Genomic DNA, 26,479 nt, shown 5'->3' on the forward strand with positions numbered 1-26,479 from the left:
CTCATGAACATGATTTTTGCCAAGGGAGTAACGTTGATGCAACCCCGTACTTTTCACTTTGTAATACTCACGCTGATTTTGACCGTCGCGACGACTTTTGAATCATTTGCAACCACTGAAACAGACAGTCGGCTTACACCCAGATTGCATAATTTGGGTACACACACATTTCCAGTCAGCACACACAATCCATTGGCGCAGCAATATATCAACCAGGGCCTCAATCTTGCATATGCATTCAACCATGCCGAGGCGCGCCGTGCATTCCGGGAAGCGGCAAGACTTGATCCCGGGCTTGCGATGGCTTACTGGGGGCAGGCACTCGTGCTCGGTCCTAATATCAACGCCATGATGGAACCAAACGAAGAACCGCAAGCTTTGGAAATTGTGCAGCAAGCCAAGTCACTGATGGCGAATGCCTCGCCAAGAGAACAAGCACTGATTAACGCGCTGGAAAAACGCTATTCAGGAAAAACCGAACACAGAACAACGAATGATAAAGCTTACGTGGAGGCAATGCGGGAAGCGCATCAGCGTTTTCCGGATGATGTTGATATCGCGATGCTGTATGTCGAGTCCATGATGGATTTACGGCCTTGGGGCTATTGGATGCTCGACGGTACTCCGTATGAAGGCACCGCTGAAATCGTTGCGTTGACTGAAGATGTGTTACGCCGCAATCCACAACATCCTGGCGCGCTGCATATGTACATTCACCTGATTGAACCGACCAGCACACCTGAGCGGGCAGAGAAGGCAGCCGATACCCTGCTGAATTTAATGCCGGCGGCAGGGCACATGACACACATGGCATCGCATATTTATCAACGAGTTGGCCGCTACGCCGATTCCATGAAAAGCAATCAATTGGCAATCGCGGCAGACGAAAATTACATCACGCAATGTCATGCGCACGGGTTATACCCGATGATTTATTATCCGCACAACATTCACTTCCTCTGGTTCGCGGCTACACTGGATGGTCAAAGCAAGATTGCGATCGAATCCGCCAAACAAGCTGCTGGTAAGATTGACGATGAAGTACTAAAAGCGCTCCCATTGACGGCAATTTTTCGCGTGACACCCTATTGGGCATTAGCCAGGTTTGGGCATTGGCAAGAAATTCTTGAACAACCCGCGCCACCGTCGACCAACCCATTTTTGACCGGAAGCTGGCATTATGTGCGCGGCCTGGCATTTGTCGCGACAAAGCAGCCGCAACAAGCTGAACAGGAGTTAATAGCACTCCGCAAAATCATGGAAAACCCGTCACTGGACAATCCGCTGCTATCTAAAAATACCACCCTCACAGTACTCAGTATCGCACCTGAAGTGCTAGCTGGTGAAATTGCCGCAGCATACGGTCAATTCGATCAAGCCATCGCATACCTTGAAAAAGCGGTTCGCTTGGAAGATGCGCTGATATACACGGAGCCATCGGAATTTCATCTTCCGCCACGCTTGGCGCTGGGCGCTATCCTACTGGAATCAGGCCAGCCCACTGAAGCGGAAACAGTGTACTGGGAAGACTTGCGGCGAAATCGCAATAATGGCTGGGCGCTTTACGGACTGATACAGGCACTGCGAGCACAAAAGAAGGACGATCAGGCGACGCTCATCGAAACGCGTTTCAAGGAAGCTTGGGCGCGCGCTGATGTCACCTTGCAGGCATCCCGCTTCGGACGTCCGTTACCGTTACACTGAACCAGCACATGGTCAATGTCCCGGCTAAAGACCGCGAAGCGACTTTACCAGCAAGGATACACCGAACAATAATGCACTGAATAACACGATGGTCGCACCGGATGCGACATTGAAAATGTAGCTTAAATACAAGCCGGCCACCCCTGTTATGGCACCGATGAGTGTTGAATAAATCACCATTCTACTAAAAACATCCGTCAGCATCCGGGCTGTCATCGCGGGCGCGATCAGAGTCGCAGCGACCATGGTGACACCCGTCACATTCAGGGAAGCGATAATGACCAGCGTGAGCAATAGCGAAAACAGTAACTGCGCCAGTCCGGTATTAATTCCAAAGATGCGGGCGGTTTCCTGGTCAAAGGTGGAAAAAAGCAATGCCCGGTAGGTAAAAAACATCATGACCATCGTGATGCACGTGACAAGTCCGATGATCACTAAATCCTGCTCGGTAATACCAAGGATATTGCCGAATAAGGCGGCCTCGAAATTTTGCTTAAAATTACGCAACTTGCTGATAATCGCCACGCCTAATGCAAAAATGGCGGTTGTCACGATGCCGATAGCGGCGTCCGATTTGATTTTTCTGTTTTGGGTGATTTTATTGATGATGAGCGCGGCGAGTACGCCCAATACGCAAGCGCCGACATAAAAATTCAGATTCAATGCAATTCCTATAACCGCGCCGCCGATCGCTGCATGGGACAATCCATGACCGATATAACTCATACCGCGCAGCACCACATAAACACCGATCAAGCCACCCGATGCGCCGATCATGAGCGCGGCCAGTAAACCATGGCGAAAAAAAGCATAGTCGAACGGCTCAAGAATATACTCTATCATTTGCCGTCATCCGCGAAGCTGAGCGGTGTACTGTTAGCGATCAAGAGATGCCCTTGGTGTCTAATGATGACAATATCGCCGCCGTAAGTCCGCGTCAAAATTTCATTGGTGAAAATCTCATGGGGGCGTCCTTGCGCAACCACGCCGCGATTAAAACAAATGACCCACGGCAGATGTGACGCTACCGCATTCAGATCGTGTGTCGTCAATACAATGGCAATGCCTTCTCCATTGATGTCGTTCAGCAAATGCAATATTTCATGCTGCGTTTTGATGTCGACGCCTGCAGTGGGTTCGTCGAGTATCAGAAGCTTAGGATTGTTAATCAATGCGCGTGCCAAAAATACGCGTTGCCGCTGACCGCCGGACAGATTGCCGATCGGTTGCTGCAAGCAATCCAGAATGCCTAATCGATCCGCAATCGCTTGAATTTTGCCGCGTTCTTTCCTACTCAGCCAGGGCCAGATACGTCCGTTGGTATAAAGTCCCATCGTGATAACTTCTTCGACGGTTACCGGAAAATGCCAGTCACTATTGTCGAGTTGCGGTACATAACCAATCGTGTTCGGTTTTATCCGGCTTACCGGCACGTCGTGCAACTGGATACTGCCCGCAATCACTGGGTGCACGCCCAGAATAACTCTAAGCAACGTAGTTTTACCGCACGCCGTCGGTCCTACAATACCGGCAAACCGGCCACCGCTGATTTCCAGTGAGAGACCGGTAAACAATATATTTCGCCCATAACCGGCGGTAACATCGCTGAGTCTGATAGCAGGATTGGATGTCATGCTAGAAATGAATATTGCCGGTATCAACCTTCGCCATGCAATTCGGAGTGCCTCCCAGCGCTTCCGTCATGATTGCCACATTTTTCGCCATCATGCCGATGAAAGAATGATGAGGCGGTGCAGGCAATTCATCGTCGGAAAGCTGATCGACGAATTTGACGTTCGCTTCGCGCGCGATTTGTTCCATCACCTTACTGGGAAAAACTTCCGAACCGAAAATCGCGGGCACACCGGTTCTTCTGATTTGTTTAATGATATTCATCACTTCCTGCGGTCCCGGTTCGGAGAAATCGGAAGGTTGCACAGCCGCAATTACGGTCATGCCATAACGCGGTGCAAAATACGCAAAAGAATCATGATAAGTGACCAGCTTGCGATTTTTTTCGGGAATCGTCTCAACACATACAAAAATCGCTTGATCCAATTTTTTCAGTTTACCGAGATAAGTTGCCGCATTGGCTTGATAAGCCGCTTTATTGGCCGGATCCAAAGCAATAAGCTCCTCCCGAATAATTTCCGCATACCGCATCGACAATTCAATATTAAGCCACACATGCGGATTGGGGTGACCGTGTTCGCGTGGAAAACTGAAATCATACTGCCAATCTTCTTCTTTGAGCGCGCGGTTCCCCAATTGCAGGATTAATGCCGTTTTCTTTTTGACCTTTTCCGCAAGTTTTAATGTGGGCAGCTCCAAATCGAGACCATTCATGATGATCAAATCCGCCGCTCGCAACGTTTTTATGTCGGAAGGAATGGGCTCAAAGGTATGTGAGTCGACTCCATCGGGAACGATTCCGGTCGCTCTGATATGCACTCCGCCGATGTTTTGCACCATATTGGTGATCGGGGAAACCGATGTCATAACATTCGGTTTTTCGCGGCTATCTGCAGCAAGCAGCTGATATTGAAAAAAAAATGTCAGTGCACATAAAAAAAACATTGCCGCACTATTTATGAGTATTTTCATAATTAATCCTTCTTCACGTTAATTCTCATAGTGTATGAAAAGAAAATAATTTATCATACATGGTAAGGTTATTCTTACTTTTGATGTCGTGCAATACAACTTTTTTATTAAATAAGAATAGCAAAAGTAGAACTACTACATTGAAATTAAAGTAGAAAGAAGAGGTATCGATGCGTCAAAAATTTGTAAAACGCATTGCATCACTTTGGCAGATCATTGTGGACAGCATGCTGTTTTCTTTGATTTGGCCTCAGGGACCGGTTAACGCAGCTGGCGTACCGACACTGAAGGAAATGACGGTGCGCGCCAATTCGCGGGAATTGATCGGCACTGCCGATTCCGCCAATGAAGGCACAGTGCTCAAACAGCAGCTCGACCTACGCACCGTTTACCGCCCCGGCGAGTTACTGGAAACTGTGCCAGGTTTGGTTGTAACGCAACATAGCGGCGAAGGTAAAGCCAACCAGTATTTTTTGCGCGGCTTCAATCTCGATCACGGCACGGATTTGCGGATTACCGTCGACGGTATGCTGGTCAACCAGCGCTCGCATGGACATGGCCAAGGTTGGGCGGATACCAATTTCATTATCCCCGAATTAATCAGCAGCATTCAGTACCTGAAAGGACCCTATTACGCGGAACAAGGCGATTTCTCCTCGGCGGGCGCCGCCAGTCTGGGCTACGTCAACACACTGCCGAAAGGCATTGCCAGCTATGGCCTGGGGGAACAGGGTTTTATGCGTGGATTAGTGGCGAAATCGCATCCAATGGGGGGGGGCAATGTTTTGTACGCGCTGGAATTGCTCACTAAAGATGGTCCATGGATCAAGCACGAAGATTTTAAGAAATTCAACGCGGTGCTGCGCTATAGTCAGGATGACGGCCCGACTAAATTTAATGTGACAGCGATGGGTTATGGTGGAAAATGGAATTCCACCGATCAAATTCCGCAGCGAGCGGTTGCCAGCGGTTTAATTCCCCGGCTCGGCGCCATCGATCCGAGTGACGGCGGTGAATCACACCGTTTTAGTTTATCCAGCGCATTGCAACATGCGAGTCGTTTTGGTATTACGCAATTAAATCTGTATACCTTGCACAGCAATCTGGCGCTATTTTCAAACTTCACCTACTTTCTCGACGACCCGATCAACGGCGATCAATTCTCGCAAATCGACAAGCGCTTTCAGTCGGCAATGAATCTGAATCACGCCTGGGTCAACAAAATCGGCGGTTTCGAGGTTGAAAATAGCGTAGGTGTTCAATTCCAGAACGATATCATCGACAATGGATTATTGAGCACCAAGCAGCGCCAAACATTGTCGACCACCCGCAAAGACCATATCAATCAAAACAGCATCGGTATCTACTATCAGAACAGCATCCAATGGCTGGAAAAATTTCGCAGCGTAGCGGGTATGCGCTCGGATTTCTATTGGTTTGATGTCAACAGCAATCTCAGCGCGAATTCTGGCAACCGTTACGATAGCATCACCAATCCCAAGCTGAGTTTGATTTTCGGACCCTGGCTGCAAACCGAATTCTATTTCAACTATGGCGGCGGCTTTCATAGTAACGATGCGCGCGGCACTACGTCCACCGTCGATCCAAAGTCCGGCGATCCGATTCAGCCTGTCAATCCGCTGGTGCGCTCAACCGGTTACGAAGTTGGCGTGAGAACAGGCATTCTTCCAGGTTTACAGGCATCATTTGCATTATTCCGTCTGGATATGGCTTCGGAACTCCTGTTTGTCGGTGACGCCGGTACGACGGAAGCCAGCCGCCCGAGTAAACGGGAGGGATTCGAGGCTTCATTGTTCTATAAGCCTAACGACTGGATAATGATCGATGTCGATTATGCGCTCGCGCGGGCGCGTTTCAGCGATTTCGACCCGGCAGGCGATCATATACCCGGTGCAGTTCAGGGAGTAGGCAAGCTGGCGGTTACCATGGACAATGTGGGTCCACTCTTTGGCAGTCTGCAAATGCGTTATTTCGGTAAACGCTCGCTAATCGAAGACAACAGCGTACAATCCAACCACACCGTGACACTGAATGGCCAGATCGGTTATAAAATCGGTAAAAATGTGCGGATGACATTGCAAGGCTTCAACCTATTGAACACGCACGCGCACGCGATCGATTACTATTACACATCCCGATTACCCGGCGAACCGGCTGCCGGCGTAAGCGATGTGCATTTTCATCCGATCGAGAGCCGTTCGCTGCGCGTCAATTGGATAGCGAATTTTTAACCGGCACAACCGCGCGAGTTTGCCGCTGCGGCAAGAAAGAGATGTTTATTTTCAGCAATTATTATCGATGGCAACCGGAGGATATATGGAACGATTTACTATTTCAATGGACGATCAGCTGTTCAAGCAATTCGATGAAGTTGCACAGTCACGCGGTTACTATAATCGCTCCGAAGCGATCCGCGATCTTATCCGGGAGTACCTGGAAGCTTCCCGCTTGCAGAAGGACAACAAAGGTTATTGTATGGCAACGTTGAGCTATATCTATAATCACCATGAAAGGGATTTGGCCAGCCAAGTGACCTCGGCGCATCACCAGCATCACGATCTGACCTTATCGAGCATGCATGTTCATTTGGATCACAACAATTGCCTCGAAGTTACTATCCTTCGCGGCACCGTTCAGGATGTCAAACGCTTCGCCAATCAAATCATCGCCACCAATGGTGTGCGGCACGGCAAGCTGCATATCGTGCCCATTGAGCTTTCACAGGAAACACATGCGCATTCTGCTGTTCCTCATATACATAGCAGTCCGCTAACTTGATCAGCTCAATAATAAAAAGCCCTGCTCAGCAGGGCTTTTTATGTCAGGAAAAGCAATCCCGATTTTGTTAATGTGCATTTCCCCAATACCGGGATTTACTGGCTGCAAACAAAAACATCCACATGACCAGCACGAAAGGAAAAGTCAGCGTCGGTAAGCCGATCGGCGCCAGAAAATTCGCCAAGCCCGCTTGACAAATAATGGTCAAAATTCCCGCGAGCAAGGCCAGCAATGCGCTACCCGTGGTTGGTTTGAGAAAAACCCAACCGACCGCCATCATCGTTAAAACCGGATTGAATGCATATAGCCCCATTTCAATAAGCGTTTTATCCGCACCGAGAAATATCGGTACGACAACGCCTACGATAGCGCCTGAGAGTGCCATAAAAGCGCCGCGTAATGATGTGATCGCAATGCCGATCAGAAACAGGATACCCACAATAATGCTATCGGCAAACATGACTTCGCCAACACCTTTGGTAATTGCCGTATACCAAATGACCGCTGTTTCTTGAGTCAGGGCGGCAAATTCTGCAGTAACTACCGCAGCTGCGGCGATGTCGGCGGGAATTCCAGGTGCAGGCAATACCGGGCCACGTGAGAATATATCAAAAGAATACACCGCCACCATAAACATCCAGCATGTCAGGACAAAGGGCGATGTGGAAGCTGGAATATTGTAAGGCTGCAGAATTCTCATTAAAGCAGCGAGCACGATTGTCGATAGAATTGAGGCAAGCACTACAAACAACCACAACTGCGGCGTATTTTCCAGGAATAGAAACAAGCAGGGACCGACCAAAGTACCATTGAAGCCATATAGTCCGGCATCGATATCATCTTCCGAGAATCCCAGTAAATAAGCCGCAACAGTACTGCTTATAACGCCCACGGTCGCAGCAAGTCCGGCGGTAATTCCGCCAACGTACAATGCGATTAAAAAAATAAGACCGGTGACCGCGTTGCAACAGAAAAATACTTGACCGACGCCCCTGAAAATAACACGCAAGGGTCTAGGCATCGCCTTGTCGATTGATAATGACCAGTCCATGATGATCTCCTAAGTTTTATGGAAAGTAACCTCAGCAACCAGAGCAGCACGCTGCCCGTTCATATCTCAGTAAAATTCATCGGCTTGCTTGTTGTCTCACTTCTTCCAGCAATCCTTGTTTTACGATGAAATCGACAATCTGGTCCACGCCTTCGCCCGTATGCAGATTGGTAAAAACAAACGGACGGTCTCCGCGCATTTTTTTAGCGTCACGTGCCATAACCTCCAAATTTGCCCCAACGTATGGCGCCAGATCTGTTTTATTAATCACGAGGAGAGCTGAACGCGTAATGCCGGGACCTCCTTTGCGAGGTATTTTTTCGCCGGCCGCAACATCAATCACGTAAATCGTCAAATCGGAAAGCTCGGGACTGAAGGTCGAGGCGAGATTGTCGCCGCCGGATTCAACAAGAATCAGATCGAGATCGGGAAAATCCGCAGTCATGCGTGCAATAGCTTCAAGGTTGATCGAAGCATCTTCGCGGATTGCCGTATGCGGACATCCGCCTGTTTCCACACCCATCAAGCGTTCCGGAGGCAACGCGTTGGCGCGTAATAAAATCTCCATATCCTCTTTGGTGTAGATATCATTCGTGATGACCGCCATTTCATAGCGATCACGCATTTTTTTGCTCAAAGCCTCACATAAAGCCGTTTTTCCGGATCCAACCGGCCCACCGATACCTACTCGCAGGGGATTTGATGGTTTATTCATGTTGTTATATCCAAAAATTATGATCGATAAATTCTGCTATATTGCGTTTCATGCTGTATGGACAACAGCGACAGCCCTGGCGCCCAATTGGATAACTCTTCATCGTTGAGTTGCTGTGCTCGCAGCGCTGCCTTTTCAATCACAGGGTGCAAGGAAAGCAGTAAACTTTGTCCCGAAACCTGACCGAGTGGAACCGATTTAACGCAAACCAATACTTGATTTTCAACCATCGAAAACAACATGCCGGACAGCGCCGCCTCATGGGGTACCGCCAGCGCTTCCGCCGCACCCGCAAACGCTGTGGGAAATGGAATTTCGGATTGGCCTGCCAGGATCGCCCGCAGCGAATCATCTGCAATGCTGAGATCCATAACGAGTTTTGCCAGCGAATAACCCATCTGAATCGTTTCCGCGCGGAACTCGGCAGTGTCGCGTGCTGCAATAAAGCATTCGGTCCAATAAGTAACTGTTGCCGCATCACGCTGGGAAAAAGCTTTAAGCAGACGCCATACGATCGGTACTTCGAAGTCTGCCGCGATATCTAAATATTCCTTGATCCATATTCGTGCTGAGTTCTCGTTATGGACGCTACCATTCTCGATCGCCGATTCCAAACCCTGTGAATAGGTATAAGCGCCCACCGGCAGCGATGGGCTGGCCAACTGTAATAAACGAAGCAATGCGGCAGTTTGCAAGGCTATTCCTAAGATTGTGAGTCGGAAGGACGATGAATCTTTTGACGTAACGGTATTGGCGCCAAAGGCCCATGCGCATGATAATGACCATCGCCATGATGGTGATGCCCACCGCTGCTGCCATAGGCGCCTGATTCCGGTTCAAATTGAGCATTTTCCTCAATCACCGTAGCACCCAAGCCTTCCAGCATTTGCTTCAATACGTTATCGATATGAATACGCAAAAATCCTTCACCTACCTGTGTTTGCGTATGGCGATTACCTAAATGGAAAGCACAGCGCAGTAAATCATGCGGTGTCCGGCAGGTGATCCGGTAAGTCGGCTCATCGGCTGCAATGATTTGCACCACCCGCCCATCAGCGCTTTTGAGTAAGTCATTATTGCGTAAAACTGTGCCCCGCTCGGTAAAAATAGCGACTTCCTCGCCACATGCGAGCGCTGTTCTTAGTCGGCTGTTTTCGCGCATTTCATAAGGTAAAACCAATTGCGCGAAAACCGATTCGGCGTGATCTATTTTAGTATTCAGCGTAATCATCTGTTGTTATTATGAGCAATGAAAGACTGTAGATGACCGCTACCACTGTAACCGGCGTGGCCGGGACTGTGGTAGCACTCTACAGCGGAGAGACTTCCGGGTTTAGGAGAATGCTGCACAAGAATCCTAACGTAGTTTACTCCGCTGCCGGTATTCCTAGAAGAGAAAATATCGTTGCGCCATCGGCAACACATCTTCCGCGCCGCATGTCAGCAGTTGACCATCCGCGCGTACTTCATAGGTTTCCGGATCGACTTCCATTTTAGGCGTCGCGCTATTGTGGATCATATCTTTCTTGCGTAGATTCCGGGTATTTTTAACCGGGATAATATCTTTATCCAGTTTTAGCTGATCCACCAAACCCGCGCCAAGTGCTGCTTGTGAAGCGAAAGTAAAACATGATGTTTTGATGCCTCCGCCATATCCACCAAACATATAGCGATAATGAACGGGTTGCGGGGTTGGAATGGATGCATTGGGATCCCCCATCAGTGATGCGGCAATCATTCCGCCTTTCAGAATCATCGACGGCTTGACACCGAAGAAAGCCGGTCTCCATAGCACCAGATCGGCATATTTACCGACCTCTATGGAGCCGATCGCATGTGAAATGCCATGTGTAATTGCCGGATTGATCGTGTATTTGGCGACGTAGCGCTTAACCCGGAAATTGTCGTTTCTCGAGTTATCTTCCTGTAACGTGCCACGTTGTATTTTCATTTTATGAGCGGTCTGCCAAGTGCGCAGCACAACCTCACCGATCCGGCCCATTGCCTGAGAATCCGAAGACATCATTGAAATGGCGCCCATATCATGCAGAATATCTTCGGCTGCGATCGTTTCCTTACGAATGCGCGACTCCGCAAAAGCAAGATCTTCAGCAATATTAGCGTGCAAATGATGGCACACCATCAGCATATCCAAATGCTCATCGAGAGTGTTGACGGTATAAGGACGAGTTGGATTGGTCGATGATGGTAATACATTGTCAAGACCCACGACAGCGATGATATCGGGTGCATGACCACCACCAGCACCTTCGGTATGAAAGGTGTGTATCGTGCGGTCTTTCATCGCCGCAATGGTATTTTCCAGGTAACCGCCCTCATTAATGGTATCGGTATGAATCGCAACCTGCACATCGTATTTGTCCGCAACTGCCAGACAATTATCGATTGCGGCGTAAGTCGTTCCCCAATCCTCATGAAGTTTCAACCCGCACGCTCCGGCCAGCACTTGCTCGTCAAGCGGCGTCGGCAAACTGGTATTGCCCTTACCGAAGAACCCTGTATTCATGACCAATCCATCGGAGGCTCTGAGCATCGAATGGATATGCCAAGGACCAGGCGTACAGGTGGTAGCGGCCGTTCCAACCGCGGGACCGGTACCACCGCCCAGCATGGTCGTAATACCGTTCATCATGGCATCTTCGGCTTGTTGTGGCGAAATAAAGTGGATATGCGTATCAACACCTCCCGCGGTGATAATCAGATTCTCACCGGCAATAATCTCAGTGGCTGAACCAATAGCCATTGTGACATTCGGTTGAATATCCGGATTTCCGGCTTTGCCGATACCCGCAATTTTGCCGTTCTTGATGCCGATATCGGCTTTAACGATTCCCCAATGATCGATGATAATCGCATTGGTAATTACGGTATCCATGACATCCGCGTGATTACGCTGGGATTGCCCCATACCGTCACGTATCACTTTGCCACCACCGAACTTTACTTCTTCGCCGTAAGTAGTGAAGTCTTTTTCAATTTCTATAAATAGTTCTGTATCAGCCAAGCGAACACGGTCTCTAGTCGTTGGCCCCACCATTTCGGCATAGGATTGACGGGAAATTTTTACGCTCATTTTTTACTCCTGCAAAATTGTTGCGATACAAACTATTTCAGTTTGCCCATTACTTTTTGATTAAATCCATACACGACCCGGTCACCCGAAAGCTCGACGAGCTCCACGGTCCTCTCTTGTCCGGGTTCGAAGCGAATGGCGGTGCCTGCCATAATGTTCAAACGCATGCCATACGCCGCATCACGATCAAATTTCATGCCGGAATTGACTTCATAAAAATGAAAATGGGAACCAATCTGAATCGGACGATCCCCGCCATTGGAAACTGTCAGAGTTTTGGTTTTCCGACCAGCATTCAATTCGATTTCACCCGGCTCAATAAACACTTCGCCTGGAATCATGGGTATTCTCATGACATTCTCCTATTGCTTATTCGTTAAATAATCGGATTATGAACGGTGACCAATTTGGTTCCGTCGGGAAATGTCGCTTCCACTTGAATATCCGGAATCATCTCGGGAACGCCTTCCATAACATCTCTGCGCGTCAACACCTCTCGACCGGATGCCATCAGCTCCGCTACCGAATGGCCATCCCGAGCACCTTCCAATACGGCGCAGGTAATCAGCGCAACCGCTTCGGGATAATTGAGCTTCAAGCCACGGGCTTTGCGCCGTTCAGCCAGCAATCCGGCGGTAAAAATTTGCAGTTTATCTTTCTCTCTAGGTGTTAAATCCATCGCTTTTCTCCTGGGTAAAGTTACATTTACAACTAAGCCGCGGTCCTATCCGAAGATAAATAAAAATCCTGACCAGCAGCACTAGCGCCATTCATGTGCTCCACATCCTGGGTACAATTGCGGGGCGGCCGAGAATTTCCGGACGGAGCACCCCCCAAGTCCGCAGCATGATACGCCGCGCCGCTTCGCTCGAATTGCCCAAATAACGGACCACGGTAATCGACTTAAGCTGCGAAACGCCGGCCTGACCGGAATCACCAGCGATTTTCGCGGATTCTTCGCGCGCCAAATCGATCAATGCCTGCGGTACCGTTTTTCCAGTCAATAGAAGTGTAGCGCATACCGGTCTGCCAGATAAAGCAAGCCGGCCATGCATGGCGGAGCTTTCACCTTGCAACCGTATCTGTTCCAACCAAATCATCTTGCCATTGCGCTTGATACTCGTACGCTGCTTGATTTGACCATTATTAAATGTTTCACCCGATGCCGTACGTCCAAAACATAATATTTCACAACCCACATAGAGAGCATTATCTTCAAGGGTCACTTGATGATCGATGTCGACATTGGCATGGTTATAAAAGATGGTTTCTTGCGGCACCCATTCCAGCGCGGCACCTTTACCGGCATGGAGTGTGATTTTCTGATGCGAAGTATGACCATTGGCTTTGTACCATTTCGCGGCACCGGGTGTCGTAATCTGCGCGCTTGCAGACGTTCCGATATCAGCGGAAATCTCCAACTGATCGCCTCCGACAATGCCTCCCGGGGGATGGATAATGACAGTATGACAAACTTCCCTTCCTTCCGGATACAATGGCTTCTGTACCAGCAGCGGACCAAAATGATCTCTCGCCACTAAACGGGTAGTACCGTCAATTTCAGCAAACTGAAGCGCTAATCTTGCTTGCAATGGCTTATGAGTGGAACCGATCGCCGGTTCCGGCGAAATCTCGAGTGATGATTTATGACCATTCAGAATAGCCGGACTCCGTTGTTTAATGACTGATTCTTCTGGATATGGAGATAGAAGCATAAGTGTCAGTAAAATTAATGAAAGATCCCACAGAACTAGATCTGTAGTTGGAAAGAAATTTTAAATACATCAAGTGCCTGACCAGCCACACCCGGCGCATAATTCAGACCCTTCATGAGCAGATCGCCATGCTGATAATAAGCTGAAATACGCGCATTAAAGCCATCGATAATATAATTTAAACCGGCTTCGATTTCTTCCCGGTTACTGCTGCGATTCGGTTGAATACTAGTAAACCGGCCATAGGGTTGAAAATGCCCGATGCCGACTTTTGTTGGAAACATATAAAGGCCGGTGACAGTCCACGATTTACCGTCAAACATGCAGAAACAATCTTTATCGCCAAACGCGGCGGTCGAATAATTGGCATAAAACTGCTTGTATTCAGCATTGGTGGTAAAAACGCCTCGATTGCCGGGAAGCACTTTTTCAAATAGCAGATCTCCTGTAAAACCGAGAAAATCGCTGCGGTGTGCGAACGATCCAGCGCCATTTTTTTGATAGGACATACCGAACGCCAGCGCCAAAATATCCCCCGCTTTACCATAATACGTGCTGGAAGTGTAATAACCCGGATTCTTCTCCGGATTCAGGAAATTGTAAGTAATACGCGCAGCTGTCAACACTGAGCCGCCTGAATTGGGGCCCGTCGTATGCGTTGATTCCAGCCCGCGATAAATCCCCATCGCGTAACCCAATGTTCCCGGTACAATCTTCGGTTCCGCACTGCCCCAGAAAGTCGCACCATCGTCACGGCCATAACGTCCGGCGCCGCCATCACCGAATTTTATGCTGAAATCCTGCGAAAAAAACGGTGTTTTGAAAGCATCATGGGTTGCCTGAAAAAAGGGACCGCTCAATTCTCCCCGTTCAGTCGGCACCAGCATACGGCCGCCCCAGAAATTGAAATAACGATTGAACTCGAACTTTGCGATGGCATCGAGAATGTTGTAGGACATTCTGGGATTATCCCCAGCGCTGGTATTGTTACAAAAGAAACAATCGGTATTGACTTCGAACTTGAAATGCTCGTTAAACTGACCGTTCAAATAAATACGCGCATTATCATTACTGTATCGACCACCATTCAAATTGCCATTAAGATTTTCTGTCCATATCCCGGAACCACGATAGCCAGCTCCCAGTTTAATCCATCGCGTTTCGCTGGATTCCACCTTGAGCTTGTCGGAGATGGGTTTCATCGATACATCCACAGCGTGGGCCTGAAATGCTGTCAGAAGAAAAATGCCAGGTAGAGCAGTAACCAGAAAAAGAATCGTATTCTTAATTTTTATTTGCAAACTATTATTGCCTGTCTTCATACAGTTACTTACCTATAATGAGTTATCAAATGGACGATCGGTAATAATCATGATATATAAAGTATATATAAACTAACGTGTTACATTTTAGATTAGTTTTCCCAACCAGATAGATTTGTAATATTTTCTTTTGTTTCGTATGAATCCCAGGAAATTAAGGCGGGGTAAAACCTAATAATTTTGGAAATAACGAAGATAGTTTTGTCATTCAAACTCCAGCTAATGTGCTTTCAGCTTTGGAATGTATGCGCTATAGTGATACATGCGACAAAATGTCGGCGGCCCTGACAAAAATCTCTGGTTCAAATTTATTTACGGTAGCGTTAACGAACGATACGCACAGCATCAATAAAAAGGAAAATTCATGGCAAATTGGTTTGGCAATAATTCATTATCGATTGGACACACACCGTTGGTGCGTCTCAATCGGGTGATTGATGATGCGCCGGCATTGGTGCTTGGGAAAATTGAAGGACGCAACCCGGCCTATTCCGTAAAATGCCGTATCGGTGCAGCAATGATTGATGATGCGCAACAAAAAGGATTGCTTGGTCCGGGCAAAGAAATTGTTGAACCCACCAGCGGTAACACCGGAATTGCATTAGCTTTTGTGGCAGCAGCTCGAGGAATTCCATTGACTTTAACCATGCCTGAGACCATGAGTTTAGAGCGCCGGAAATTATTGATTGCACTCGGAGCTAAGCTGCAATTGACCGAAGGTGCACGTGGAATGAATGGCGCCATCGCAAAAGCGGAAGAAATTGTCGCTTCCAATCCTGGGCGCTATGTGTTGTTACAGCAGTTTAGAAACCCCGCCAATCCGGCGATTCATGAGAAAACTACCGGCCCGGAAATATGGAGCGACACCGATGGCGCTGTCGATATTTTTGTAGCAGGCGTGGGAACAGGCGGCACGATTACCGGTGTTTCCCGTTATATCAAGCGAACCAAAGGCAAAGCGATTGTCTCGGTCGCCGTTGAACCCACTGCGAGCCCGGTCTTATCGCAAACACGGGCCGGTGTTTCATTAACCCCCGGTCCACACAAAATCCAGGGAATTGGCGCAGGTTTTGTGCCGGACAATCTGGATTTGTCGCTGGTTGATGAAATCGAACAAGTCAATAATGAAGAAGCTATACAATATGCTCGCCGCCTTGCGCGGGAAGAAGGCATTCTTGCAGGTATTTCCTGCGGCGCGGCGGTAGCTGCTGCAGTACGCTATGCGAAGCGACCTGAGAACGCCGGTAAAACCATCGTCGTGATTTTACCGGATTCCGCTGAACGCTATCTGAGCAGCATCCTTTTTGAAGGCATGTTTGATGAACAAGGTTTGACAACATTGTGAACAGCAGTAAAAGAACGCGGGATCTCCTGCTGCGCAGCACATACCTGGATGTTGACAGCATTGTCGCCGAGCTTCGGTCTCTCCGTTTGGCTTCCCTGGAAAGCCGTAATCGGCACGATCGCCCTCCTCGTTTGCCATCGCGTAAAATTCTGGCAAGTGTCGCAGAAGGCCTCAGTGCGGCGATGTTCCCAAACCGATTAGGCTCAGCGGAGCTGGCCGACGAAGGTATCGATCATTATGTCGGACATATTTTGAACATGACACTGCGCGAGTTGATGGTACAAATTCAGCATGAATTACACTACAACTCCGGCTTGGAAATTCTGAGTGATGAAGACCGCGCGCAATCGGTGGCAATTACTCAGGCATTTGCTAAAAGCCTACCGGAGATTCGCCGCCTTCTGGAAAGCGATATCAAAGCCGCATATGAAGGCGACCCTGCGGCGCGCAATGTCGATGAAGTACTGGTTTGTTATCCCGGAATCATGGCAATCACCCATTACCGGCTAGCACATGTTTTACACGGACTAGGTGTACCACTCATTGCACGCATGATCTCGGAAATCGCGCACTCTGCGACGGGTATTGAAATTCATCCGGGTGCGCAGATCAGCGGTAGCTTTTTCATTGATCATGGTACCGGGGTCGTGATCGGTGAAACCGCGATCATCGGTCAGAATGTTCGTCTTTATCAGGCGGTCACTTTAGGAGCTAAGCGTTTCCCGGTTGACGAGAACGGCGCTTTGGTGAAAGGCAACTTGCGTCACCCCATCGTCGAAGATGATGTCGTCATTTATGCGGGTGCAACCATATTAGGGCGAATTACCATAGGACGAGGATCGACCATTGGTGGCAATGTATGGCTGACACGCAGTGTCCCGCCGGGCAGCAACATTTCACAGGCGCAGATGCGTCAGGAAATCTTTGAAAATGGTGCCGGCATCTGATTCTTCTGTACAAGTAGAAACATTTAAGATCTTCCATATATCTCATGACGACCACAAAAATAATACTCACTCTGGATGATGCCAGACTAATCGCCGCAGCCGCAGAAACGGAAGCACTGCAGAATGAGTGGCCGGTAGTAATTGCCATCGTCGATGACGGCGGTCATTTGCTGTACTTGCAGCGACTCGATAATACTCAATTTGGCAGTACCAATGTTGCTATCGAAAAAGCCCGCGCTGCGATCGCTTTCCGGCGTCCGACGAAAATCTTAGAAGAAAATATCACTGAAGGGCGACTGCATTACCTAAAATTACCTGGTGCATTACCCGTGGAAGGCGGTTTACCTATTATTATCGATAATCAGTATGTAGGTGCTATCGGCGTCAGCGGAGTGCGGTCTTTCCAAGATGCACAGATTGCTCAGGCTGGAATTGCTGCACTGTTATCCCATTTGAGGTCCCACTGAAACAGACAAGAAGATAAGAGCTTAACAAGCTTTGTATCTCTAGGCATGCCGTTCATCATCGATCTGGACCAGATAAATGAGCGTCACAACGATGACCATCACGAACCGGAATGCGGCTTGCTGTCCATTGGCAACCTCCGATTGCCACATCAAAAACCATTCTCCGCCGATCGTCATAAAACCCGTAAACCACAACAAGAAACCAACAGTTAATCCCAGAATTGCAGTACCTTTTGCTTGATTAAAGGATACGGGATCTTCAATATTCCGATACAAATGCCAGCCACCGAGCCAACAAAGTCCTGCAATCAAAATTTCTACCGCAATAATAAAGATATACGCGACGTGATGAATAAGCTGCGAGTCAATGGCGCGCCACAGCCCTTTATTGCCGGGGAAAGTGGTATCCATCGTCAATACATGACTGACAAAGAAAAAATTCGAATCGTAATCAGTGACATTGTTGAATGCCACCAATGCTGCAAAAAATGAAATCGACCAGATCAGTATAACTTTCGATAATCGCGTATACATGAGAAAAGCGCTCTCTCAATTCATTCAATGAAAGTTAAGGATTCCATTGAATCACCAACATACAGCGACCGAAGACTGAGAAGTCCGGTCCGACATTGCATTCCTAAGTAGCAATACTTTGCCGGCCAGATTTGAATAGAATAATGCTCACGAATAATATTTGGGGAATGCTGATTAATTCGGCAAACGAGATGAAGCGATAAGCGCACGGAACTCAGCAACCAGGACATATCAACCAGATAGACGAGGGAGTGAGTACCGCGCAACGAATCAATTCGCTCGTACAGTCAATTAATCAGCGTTTCCTTAGGAAACTTGCTGAATACCTGCCAATAACCAAGTGGCTTCCGGATCTTTTAGATCTTTTTGTACGTGCCAGATTTCATCGAATGCCTCCGGCTCGCCATCCGGTAAATCGCGCAATTGTCCGGTAAAGCGAACACTGGCAATCGCCATATCGCCGGTTGTCTCGACTTCTAACAAATTGGCATCAATAAACATGACTTCGGTTTGTTGCTGTTCATCACCACGTTCTTTAATTTGTGCGCTAATTTCAGCCAGCATTTCCGGGGTGGCATAGTCACGGATCTCGTTAATATCGCCGCGATCATGCGCAGCTTGTAAGCGAATAAAAGACATTTTTGCATTGCGTAGAAACGGCTCCACTTGGAAGTCAGCCGGAATATTGGGTTGCGCCTGCGATGTATTACCGGCTGATGATGAAGCCGTAGCCCCTGCATATGCGGCAGAAGGCGGAGTATTAAAACGATCCTGTGTAGCTGTACTCATTCCGGAATATTGCATCGAACCCGAGTGAGCTTCGGTTTTTGGTTTGCGCAACATGCGAATAATAAAAAATACAGCGCCTATCAATAACGCTAAAACAACAAAATCCATCATGTTAATATTTTCAAAAGCACCGCCCATAAAGAGCGCTGCCAATAAACCACCCGCAGCCAAACCAGCCAATGCTCCGCCCCATTTGCTGCCGCTCGATGCCGCTGGTGCTGCAGCGGGTGCTTGTTGCGGAGTCGGTGTTGCTTGCTGTTTGTTAACCGCTTGACGTTGTGTACCGATATTTTTACCACCACCCATACGCTTAGCTTCAGCATCAAAGGCAAGTAATCCAAAACTGAGAAAAGCCAGAGTCAGAAAGGTGAGTGTTTTTTTCATCGTTGTCTCCCAAACTGTTGTTAAAAGAATAAGTATAACACCCGGTTTACGTTACCAACCAAACCGAGCTGTTTTGATAGTAAATTTCAAAGAAAATTGCAGCAAACTCGCAGCACGCTGCACAGCTAGCGAAGAAGCACTAAATAAGGCACAGCATTCCCATCGATCCATACAATGGCATTCTGACAATATTGATACCCGATAAATTTAGCAGTCTCGAGATCCACTCCCATAACCAAGAAACTCTTTTCGACAGGCCAACACTCTAAAGGATCGATATTAACGCTCCCAACAATAGGGTAAGACCGATGGCTTAATAATTCACGCAATGAATGATGCGCTGCTTCATTCTCGTCATTACTCAGTTGCTGACTGTAAGGATTATAAGCACTAATAATGGCAGCGCAGGAATGTTTGCGTTCGCTCAGAAAGTTCGATAGTAATCGTGAAAATTGATCGATTCGTAGAGCGATAGGTTCTGAACCAATATCAACCCGATAAATTGTATTGCAATAGCTATCAATAAGATCGCGAGCAATTGCGGATGAAACCGCATTGATCTCATCGGGCGTATTACAAGGATTATTCATGCGAATGATCATGGTGATCATGACCCGAGACGGAGCCCTGAGTTGAATGTGTCAGCTCCTGATATTGTTCGTGAGTCATGCCACTCATTCTGCTAATAAACGCCACCATTGCCCAAATAGTAGCATCATCGTGACTAAGCCCCCACGCCGGCATAGCTGTCATTTTTATGCCATTTTTTATAACCCAAAAGTACGCCCTCATTTGTTCTAACGCTTTAGCTGGGTCAATTGTTGCTTCACGTTGATAAAAAACAGGTGCTTGCGGATATAACCCGATCGAGAGTTCTGTTGGCTTCATACCCGGAGCTAAATGACAGCCTGTACACATTGCATGATAGTGCGTGGCGCCAGTCACAATCATATCCATATCAGTACTATCCAGCGACGGGACTTCCATACTTTTCACATGTGCGTTGACAGAACTGATACGCATCCATTCGATCAACTTTTCTGTAACAGGCCAATGCTTTTCTGTCGCTGCGATGTTATACACGCCGGAACCGATAATAACCGCAGCTAATATTAGCGATATCAACAGTAAACTAAAGATCTTTTTCATTCTGTCACCCCATTTAGTGATTTTTATGTTTGGAATAATGGTCAGATTCCCATGATTAAGATAGGGAAGTACTGAGAATTCGTCGAGTAGAGCAAAATGCAAGGTCAATTGAGCGCCGCAAATCAGGCACATCTGATGACAAGTAGTTTCGAACGTTAATTAACACAGCAGATCACTCGCACAGACAATTATTCAGCATTTCCATAGTACTTTTATCCTGAGTTGTAATCAAACGGCATCCTCGATATCAACCATCAGAAGCATTGTTTAATTCAGCGGATAACGCTATGCTGATAGCCTAAATTATTTTTTTGAATAAGTATGGCCATAATGACACAAGATGAACAAAAAAGAGCAGTTGCTGCAGCTGCAATTCAGCATATTCCGGTTGGTTGTATCGTAGGAGTAGGAACAGGTTCAACAGCAAATTATTTTATTGATGAATTAGCAAAAATTAAACATAAAATTGAGGGAGCAGTCGCCAGTTCAGATGCGACTGCGTTACGCCTCAAAAACCATGGCATTGAAGTGCTTGATCTGAATAATGTTGCTGATTTGCCAGTATATGTTGATGGAGCCGACGAAATTACCGAACATCTGCATATGATTAAGGGCGGCGGCGGTGCTTTGACACGGGAAAAAATTGTTGCAGCTGTTGCACGTAAATTTGTGTGCATTACCGATCAAACAAAGCTTGTCAACATTCTTGGAGAATTCCCATTGCCCATCGAAGTCATTCCGATGGCCCGTAGTTATGTTGCACGCGAGATTGTTCACCTAGGCGGTCATCCGGCATTACGTCAAGGTTTTGTTACTGATAACGGCAATATCATTCTAGATGTTCATGGCTTGCAAATTATGAACCCAATTGAGCTTGAAACAGCCCTTAATCAGATTACAGGTATCGTAACCAATGGGCTTTTTGCGCGACGTCCAGCCGATACTTTATTGCTGGGGACAGATAACGGCGTACGTACTATTACTGTTTAATCAGTAAGCTGCTCTAACGAGCATATTTCATCATTGAAATGACAAAGGCTACATTTTTATGGCAAACAAAGAGCATATCTCTAAGCAATTCGACGCAGACCTCGAAGAAGTACGTACACGTGTTCTACAAATGGGCGGATTTGTCGAAGAGCAGATCGAATATGCCATTGAGGCACTGACCAGCGGAAATGAGGAGTTAATCGATCAAGTTATCACTCGAGATCATCGAGTCAATGCCATGGAAGTCTCAATTGATGAAATTTGCAATCAAATTATTGCACGTCGCCAACCTACTGCAAGTGACTTGCGCTTGATTATGATGGTCATAAAAACCATTACTGACCTGGAACGTATCGGTGATGAAGCAGCGAAAATCGCACGCATGGCTAAATTAATCTATTCTTCGGACCGGATGCATATTCCACGTTTTAATGAAATTAAGCATGTCGCAAGTATCGCTATGGATATGTTACATAAAGCACTTGACTCATTTGCACGGCTGGATTTAAACGCAGCCGCACAAATTGTCAGACAGGATGAATTTGTCGATGAAGAGTTTCGCTCTATTTTGCGGCAACTAATAACATTTATGATGGAAGATCCAAGAAAAATCTCCACGTGCTTGGAAATTGTGTTTATCGCCAAAGCAATTGAGCGAATCGGTGACCATGCCAAAAATATGTCGGAGTATGTCGTTTACATGGTAAAGGGCAAAGATGTACGTCATGTAACAGCTGATCAAATCGAACAAGAAATTAGAGAATAACAGAAATAGCGCTAAGCAATATACTTCCTTCCGGCAATTCTTTTCCTAAAGCTATTTGTATTTATTAGCGATTCCAACAATCAGCGACATTACCATCAGCACCTTGTATGCCTGTATGAGTCAATGTGAGAGTTCCGCAAATATCCCCCGCCATCGTTCCAGTCGGAATTGCTTGAAGGATGTATGTATTATCTGTGACAGCCTGTAATGAAATATTATATTGAGCTGCTCCATTTCTAGGTGATTGGACAACAGGCAAAGTTACACCGACATCATCTCCGCCTCTATTTGCTACACCATCGGCTCCTACAGTTGCATCATATTGATTATTTTGCGTATAAAACCGCTCCATGAATTGTGCATTCTCATAGAGTACAGATTTTGCAACTGCCCGGTTGGATTGCCTCACGTAATTTTGATATGAGGGTAAAGCAACCGATGCGAGAATACCTAGAATGGCAACGGCAATCATTAACTCAATTAATGTAAATCCTGTTGCTTTGATAAAAGAAAAGTTTAATTTCATAGCTCTAAAAATATTAAGAATTAAAGAAAATTTTTTGATTAAACCGTTAGTGAATAAGCTCTCGCCAAGTAATTCTACCTCTGAGCCCTGCCGCACCTTTTGCGGTAGTGGTCTGATTTAATGAGCCATTTGCTTCTGAATATACGAAAATGTCATTTGACTCACTCGATTGTCCTCTAATACGCGTAACACCGCCCACAGAGAAACCAATTTCTATCCCGGCGGATAAGCCATCGTCAAGTGAAAGAACCCGATTTCTATTGGTATCAAACGCTGGAAATGGCAACATTCCACCTGTCAGATAGTTAACTGCATTTACAAATCCCCTACCTCCAAAATCACAGGGCGATGCAGACGGCACGATCGTGGTAAAAACCAGTATTCCATCCTCCAAACTTGGAGCACCTGTGAGCCTCTCACCACTTACCGGCAAATTAATATACCAACCTTTAACCGTCGTCGAGTATAAAACAGCATTCTGCGTCAACGTTCGTACGGACGCATCTGTCATTACTTGTTGCACAAGTGAGCTCACGGCTACGGTTGCAGTCGTATTATTATCCCATACACCGTAAACGGATTGAGTATTGGTAGTTGTAGTATCTGCTGTTTCCAAATATTTGCCTGTTCCGAAGAGAACAAGTTGGCCCCCTTTTGGATGAAAGCTTACCGAAGGCGGAGAAATAATTGGTTTGGATGTACCTGATGAAAATAAAGGTGTTCCTCCAATTGCTACATTCCAGCTAGCCGGAGAAGAAGAGCTAACATCGAATTTCCATAAATTCCCTTTGATATCACCCGCATAAATTACATCAACCTTACCATTCCCATTCGAATCAAATGGAGTTGGCGTGGAAAGACCATTTCCTGTGCCAGTATCGGCAATCAGCTTTATATAATCCGTACCTATTGTCCATGAGCCATCTTCTCCACCAGAAATAAATAAAATATAGAGCACTGCTTTTCCGCCAGCACTGTTATAACCATTACCGACAATCACAGCCCATTGATTATTTTCCATTTTAACGATTTGCATAGCTTGACTGGTAAATGGATTGATTTGTGGGAGGTTATGGCTATAACCCATATCCGCATCATCATTACTCGTAAATTCCCATAATAATAAATTGGCTGCATTCGCCGCAGTAAAAGTTGGAGCTGATTTAGTAGCATCCGCTGGATTCGTTATATCCAATGCATAATATCCCTGTCCACCGCCATTTAAACTACCGACTAACACAGTTCTCCATGTTGAAGTTACGTTAGAATAAACCTCTCCCATCATTGGAGAACCATCAACAAAATAGCGATGGTTTGCTGTGTAATCTCTATCAGTTAATCTACTCAGATTTACATAAGTTGTACTGGGCACATAGACAAATAGCTCTTTGCCAGCATCCGCACTGGTACATCCAGAAGTTACGCCGGGTATACAAGCATTAAACCCATGCAACATTCCATCGTTTGCTCCCACATATATCATGGGTACACGATCTTTATAATTATTCTTAAACGCTGTGTACCCAGGATGATCCACATTGGAATAGCCTGCACTCGGCTTTCCTACATAGAGTGGGCCAGAGTTAATAATATCGCCCAGTTTAGTGGTCGGACGAACACGAAAATTATTAATTGCAGTTGCGCTAGCACAATTAAATGTTCCACTGGCATTTTCACGTGCTGCATCACCTCTCAAAAATGCCACTCTCTCGGGTCCACAGTTATCGATAACTCCCGATGCATTCTTGTTAAGAAGATCTTTTTGTGCGGTAGTTAGATTTCCGTATTCGAATGAAACTCCGTCGCTACTACCTTTTGTTATGATCACACGTGAAGAAGGATTAATCGATCCCGAAGCGAGAGATATTTCACCGGCATTCCATTCGGTTGCACCCATTACACCCGTGGAACTGATCGGAATTGAGAGCAGCTGACCACTCCAATCACCACTATTAAACTTTGCTTGATACACACGGCCATTCGTCATTAATGAATTTGAGTTGGCCGCTACTGCGGAAGCAGATCCTGTTCTGGCAACAATAGTTCTAAGCGCATTCGTTAACGCATTAGTAAATGCTGCTGGGTCAGCGGCGCTAAAAAACTCTCCTCGACTATTCACTGCTGCATGCCACAAATCATCAATTTTATTTGTATCATTTAAAGTGGGATCTGGCCAGGTTTCTGTTCCAGTTGGCAATGAAGAAAGACTGCCATTAACGCCAAGCCCGACAGTAAAATTCACCAAATGCTGCCAAAAAGCGGGGTCTTGCGAATTAGTTGGAACTTTATTAGATAAATCTGAGCGCAAATCATTCTTCCAATAACGCATTGCCACATCGGCTAATGTGTTGCTATATGCATCCGAATAGGGAAGTGCCGGAGTATAACTATATGTTGCAGGAACAGCCGGGGACGAGTTGTTAGCAATCGAAGAACCAGACTCATTGTCGGAGTTACCCACGCTCGTAAAGGAAGTTTCTGACCAATAACCATCCGTCATTAAAATATTATAATTCTGCCGGCATTCGTGCTGCGTACCACCGGTCGATCCCGGCGTTAGCCCCCAAGGTCCTTTGTCATCTGTTCGCTTAAAATATTCGCCAACTGCTAACAATGCTTCCCGAAGTGGCGTGCCTTCTGCAGGAATATCATGATCATAAAGATTGTTAAAAAAATTTGTCCGGTCAGTTCCTGTGAATTGTCGAACACCCGTTTTTACAACTGTCGTTGCTACCCCATCGATCGTCGTAGATGCTTTATTGAGTGCAGCGAAACCAACCCGCATGGTATTCCCCTGTGCGGCAAAAGCGCGCCCGATCCCTGCGCGCGCCAATAATATGCGAGACCGATAATAGGTGTACCAATTGGCAAAATTTTGAATCTCTTCCGCATAAGTACAGGTAGGAGCTGCAGCACAATCAGTACGATTGGGTCCACCGGTGTAGGTTGAAGTTGTAGATATAATCTGAACTTGCGTATAACTACTTGCAGCATTAATGCTGCCGGAGTCGTATTTGAAGTAGACTGCGGGATAAAAAGTTTTAGAGGTACTGGAAGATCGTGTTCCGTCATCTTTCAACCAACGCACCGTCTGCGTGTTATTGATTGTAAGATTACGACAACCTGCGCCAGTATTGAATGGATTATGGTAAGCACACGTGGGACTGGCATTGCTCATCAATGATCCATCTGCGTTACTCCAAGGTAGATATCTTACGGTTGGGTTGTAATAAATTTTGTTAACATAACTGGAACGTAATTTTGCGGTATATCTGTTTGTAGGATCAAAATCCACTACATAGCTGTTGTAATCATCAGCTCCGTATACACCGGATGCACGTGGAAACATGTATCGTACATCCTGGATAATCAACTCTTCCGGCATGATTTCAAAATGCATGGATCCTGAATCGTCTAGTGTAAACATTACATTCGGAGAGATATTTCCTCCCAGAAAAAGCGGACCATTTGATAATGGTGAAAGCGCGTGAGATAAATTAGTAACGATCAGAAAAACTGCGCCAATTACATTACTCACTAACAAAGAATTGCAAAAAAATACTCTCTTCATTGATATT

Annotated in this window: 26 protein-coding genes; 8 read left to right on the forward strand and 18 right to left on the reverse strand. The window is 46.7% G+C overall.

The features are described 5' to 3' along the window. The first annotated feature begins 3 nt into the window (after positions 1-3). The gene (locus KF839_RS12605; RefSeq protein WP_292918199.1) at positions 4-1,704 is read left to right on the forward strand and encodes a tetratricopeptide repeat protein; all 1,701 of its coding nucleotides are present in this window, start codon (positions 4-6) and stop codon (positions 1,702-1,704) included. Positions 1,705-1,728: 24 nt separating this feature from the next. On the opposite strand, the gene KF839_RS12610 is transcribed toward KF839_RS12605, so the two are convergent. The 3 genes from KF839_RS12610 to KF839_RS12620 are packed head-to-tail and all read right to left on the reverse strand — an operon-like array spanning position 1,729 to position 4,308. Beyond that, entirely contained in the window at positions 1,729-2,547 is an 819-nt protein-coding gene (locus KF839_RS12610; protein WP_292918200.1) for a metal ABC transporter permease, read from the reverse strand. Next, complete coding sequence (locus KF839_RS12615) at positions 2,544-3,338, reverse strand: metal ABC transporter ATP-binding protein (protein ID WP_292918201.1); 795 nt, start codon at positions 3,336-3,338, stop codon at positions 2,544-2,546. The genes KF839_RS12610 and KF839_RS12615 overlap by 4 nt, the downstream gene beginning before the upstream one ends. A 1-nt stretch (position 3,339) precedes the next feature. Further along, positions 3,340-4,308: a metal ABC transporter substrate-binding protein gene (locus tag KF839_RS12620; protein WP_292918202.1), complete on the reverse strand. Its 969-nt coding sequence runs from the start codon at positions 4,306-4,308 to the stop codon at positions 3,340-3,342. A gap of 170 nt (positions 4,309-4,478) precedes the next feature. On the opposite strand from KF839_RS12620, the gene KF839_RS12625 reads away from it, so the two are divergent. Together KF839_RS12625 and nikR are read left to right on the forward strand one after the other, a co-directional pair. Beyond that, positions 4,479-6,560, forward strand: a complete 2,082-nt coding sequence (locus tag KF839_RS12625) for a TonB-dependent receptor (RefSeq protein ID WP_292918203.1) — start codon at positions 4,479-4,481, stop codon at positions 6,558-6,560. 85 nt (positions 6,561-6,645) lie between these two features. Next, positions 6,646-7,107 carry a nickel-responsive transcriptional regulator NikR gene (gene nikR, locus KF839_RS12630; RefSeq protein ID WP_292918204.1) on the forward strand — a complete coding sequence of 154 codons (462 nt, stop codon included), beginning with the start codon at positions 6,646-6,648 and terminating at the stop codon, positions 7,105-7,107. Between the two features lie 67 nt (positions 7,108-7,174). Here nikR and yut read toward each other — a convergent pair whose 3' ends face one another. The 9 genes from yut to KF839_RS12675 form a co-directional block, all read right to left on the reverse strand. Next, entirely contained in the window at positions 7,175-8,158 is a 984-nt protein-coding gene (gene yut, locus KF839_RS12635) for an urea transporter (RefSeq protein WP_292918205.1), read from the reverse strand. Between the two features lie 76 nt (positions 8,159-8,234). Further along, positions 8,235-8,873: an urease accessory protein UreG gene (gene ureG, locus KF839_RS12640; RefSeq protein WP_292918206.1), complete on the reverse strand. Its 639-nt coding sequence runs from the start codon at positions 8,871-8,873 to the stop codon at positions 8,235-8,237. Positions 8,874-8,890: 17 nt separating this feature from the next. After that, positions 8,891-9,568, reverse strand: coding sequence for an urease accessory protein UreF (locus KF839_RS12645; protein ID WP_292918207.1), 678 nt, complete (start codon positions 9,566-9,568; stop codon positions 8,891-8,893). 8 nt (positions 9,569-9,576) lie between these two features. Next, positions 9,577-10,104: an urease accessory protein UreE gene (ureE, locus tag KF839_RS12650; protein ID WP_292918208.1), complete on the reverse strand. Its 528-nt coding sequence runs from the start codon at positions 10,102-10,104 to the stop codon at positions 9,577-9,579. 156 nt (positions 10,105-10,260) lie between these two features. Continuing rightward, complete coding sequence (gene ureC / locus KF839_RS12655; RefSeq protein WP_292918209.1) at positions 10,261-11,967, reverse strand: urease subunit alpha; 1,707 nt, start codon at positions 11,965-11,967, stop codon at positions 10,261-10,263. A gap of 32 nt (positions 11,968-11,999) precedes the next feature. Next, positions 12,000-12,308, reverse strand: coding sequence for an urease subunit beta (locus KF839_RS12660; RefSeq protein ID WP_292918249.1), 309 nt, complete (start codon positions 12,306-12,308; stop codon positions 12,000-12,002). A 35-nt stretch (positions 12,309-12,343) separates the two neighbouring features. After that, positions 12,344-12,646 carry an urease subunit gamma gene (locus tag KF839_RS12665; protein WP_292918210.1) on the reverse strand — a complete coding sequence of 101 codons (303 nt, stop codon included), beginning with the start codon at positions 12,644-12,646 and terminating at the stop codon, positions 12,344-12,346. 91 nt (positions 12,647-12,737) lie between these two features. Further along, positions 12,738-13,682, reverse strand: a complete 945-nt coding sequence (locus tag KF839_RS12670; RefSeq protein ID WP_292918211.1) for an urease accessory protein UreD — start codon at positions 13,680-13,682, stop codon at positions 12,738-12,740. Between the two features lie 35 nt (positions 13,683-13,717). Continuing rightward, positions 13,718-15,004, reverse strand: a complete 1,287-nt coding sequence (locus tag KF839_RS12675; protein ID WP_292918212.1) for a hypothetical protein — start codon at positions 15,002-15,004, stop codon at positions 13,718-13,720. Between the two features lie 364 nt (positions 15,005-15,368). Between KF839_RS12675 and cysK the strand changes: the two genes are divergently transcribed. From cysK to KF839_RS12690, 3 genes are read left to right on the forward strand one after another with little or no spacing between them, the layout of a single operon-like run. Next, the gene (cysK, locus tag KF839_RS12680; RefSeq protein ID WP_292918213.1) at positions 15,369-16,349 is read left to right on the forward strand and encodes a cysteine synthase A; all 981 of its coding nucleotides are present in this window, start codon (positions 15,369-15,371) and stop codon (positions 16,347-16,349) included. Further along, entirely contained in the window at positions 16,346-17,296 is a 951-nt protein-coding gene (gene epsC / locus KF839_RS12685) for a serine O-acetyltransferase EpsC (protein WP_292918214.1), read from the forward strand. The genes cysK and epsC overlap by 4 nt, the downstream gene beginning before the upstream one ends. Before the next feature lie 44 nt (positions 17,297-17,340). Continuing rightward, positions 17,341-17,763, forward strand: coding sequence for a GlcG/HbpS family heme-binding protein (locus KF839_RS12690; RefSeq protein ID WP_292918215.1), 423 nt, complete (start codon positions 17,341-17,343; stop codon positions 17,761-17,763). Between the two features lie 39 nt (positions 17,764-17,802). Here KF839_RS12690 and KF839_RS12695 read toward each other — a convergent pair whose 3' ends face one another. From KF839_RS12695 to KF839_RS12710, 4 genes are all read right to left on the reverse strand, one after another. After that, a complete protein-coding gene (locus tag KF839_RS12695) occupies positions 17,803-18,297 on the reverse strand; it encodes a DUF2165 family protein (RefSeq protein ID WP_292918216.1) in 495 nt (164 codons plus the stop codon). A gap of 306 nt (positions 18,298-18,603) precedes the next feature. Further along, positions 18,604-19,470, reverse strand: coding sequence for a Tim44 domain-containing protein (locus KF839_RS12700; protein WP_292918217.1), 867 nt, complete (start codon positions 19,468-19,470; stop codon positions 18,604-18,606). Between the two features lie 125 nt (positions 19,471-19,595). After that, complete coding sequence (locus KF839_RS12705) at positions 19,596-20,072, reverse strand: DUF3293 domain-containing protein (protein WP_292918218.1); 477 nt, start codon at positions 20,070-20,072, stop codon at positions 19,596-19,598. Further along, positions 20,053-20,619 (reverse strand): c-type cytochrome, encoded by a 567-nt coding sequence (locus tag KF839_RS12710; RefSeq protein ID WP_292918219.1) that lies wholly within the window; start codon positions 20,617-20,619, stop codon positions 20,053-20,055. Before KF839_RS12710 ends, KF839_RS12705 begins: the two co-directional genes overlap by 20 nt. Positions 20,620-20,949: 330 nt before the next feature. Between KF839_RS12710 and rpiA the strand changes: the two genes are divergently transcribed. Together rpiA and phoU are read left to right on the forward strand one after the other, a co-directional pair. Further along, complete coding sequence (gene rpiA, locus KF839_RS12715; RefSeq protein WP_292918220.1) at positions 20,950-21,609, forward strand: ribose-5-phosphate isomerase RpiA; 660 nt, start codon at positions 20,950-20,952, stop codon at positions 21,607-21,609. A gap of 58 nt (positions 21,610-21,667) precedes the next feature. Beyond that, positions 21,668-22,375, forward strand: coding sequence for a phosphate signaling complex protein PhoU (phoU, locus tag KF839_RS12720; RefSeq protein ID WP_292918221.1), 708 nt, complete (start codon positions 21,668-21,670; stop codon positions 22,373-22,375). A 64-nt stretch (positions 22,376-22,439) separates the two neighbouring features. Here the strand turns inward: phoU and KF839_RS12725 are convergent, their stop codons facing one another. Then, positions 22,440-22,997: a type IV pilin protein gene (locus tag KF839_RS12725; RefSeq protein WP_292918222.1), complete on the reverse strand. Its 558-nt coding sequence runs from the start codon at positions 22,995-22,997 to the stop codon at positions 22,440-22,442. Then, positions 22,948-26,472 (reverse strand): pilus assembly protein, encoded by a 3,525-nt coding sequence (locus tag KF839_RS12730; protein ID WP_292918223.1) that lies wholly within the window; start codon positions 26,470-26,472, stop codon positions 22,948-22,950. Before KF839_RS12730 ends, KF839_RS12725 begins: the two co-directional genes overlap by 50 nt. Between the last annotated feature and the right edge of the window lie 7 nt (positions 26,473-26,479).

The organism is Nitrosomonas sp., from assembly GCF_019635155.1.
Taxonomy (GTDB): Bacteria; Pseudomonadota; Gammaproteobacteria; order Burkholderiales; family Nitrosomonadaceae; genus Nitrosomonas.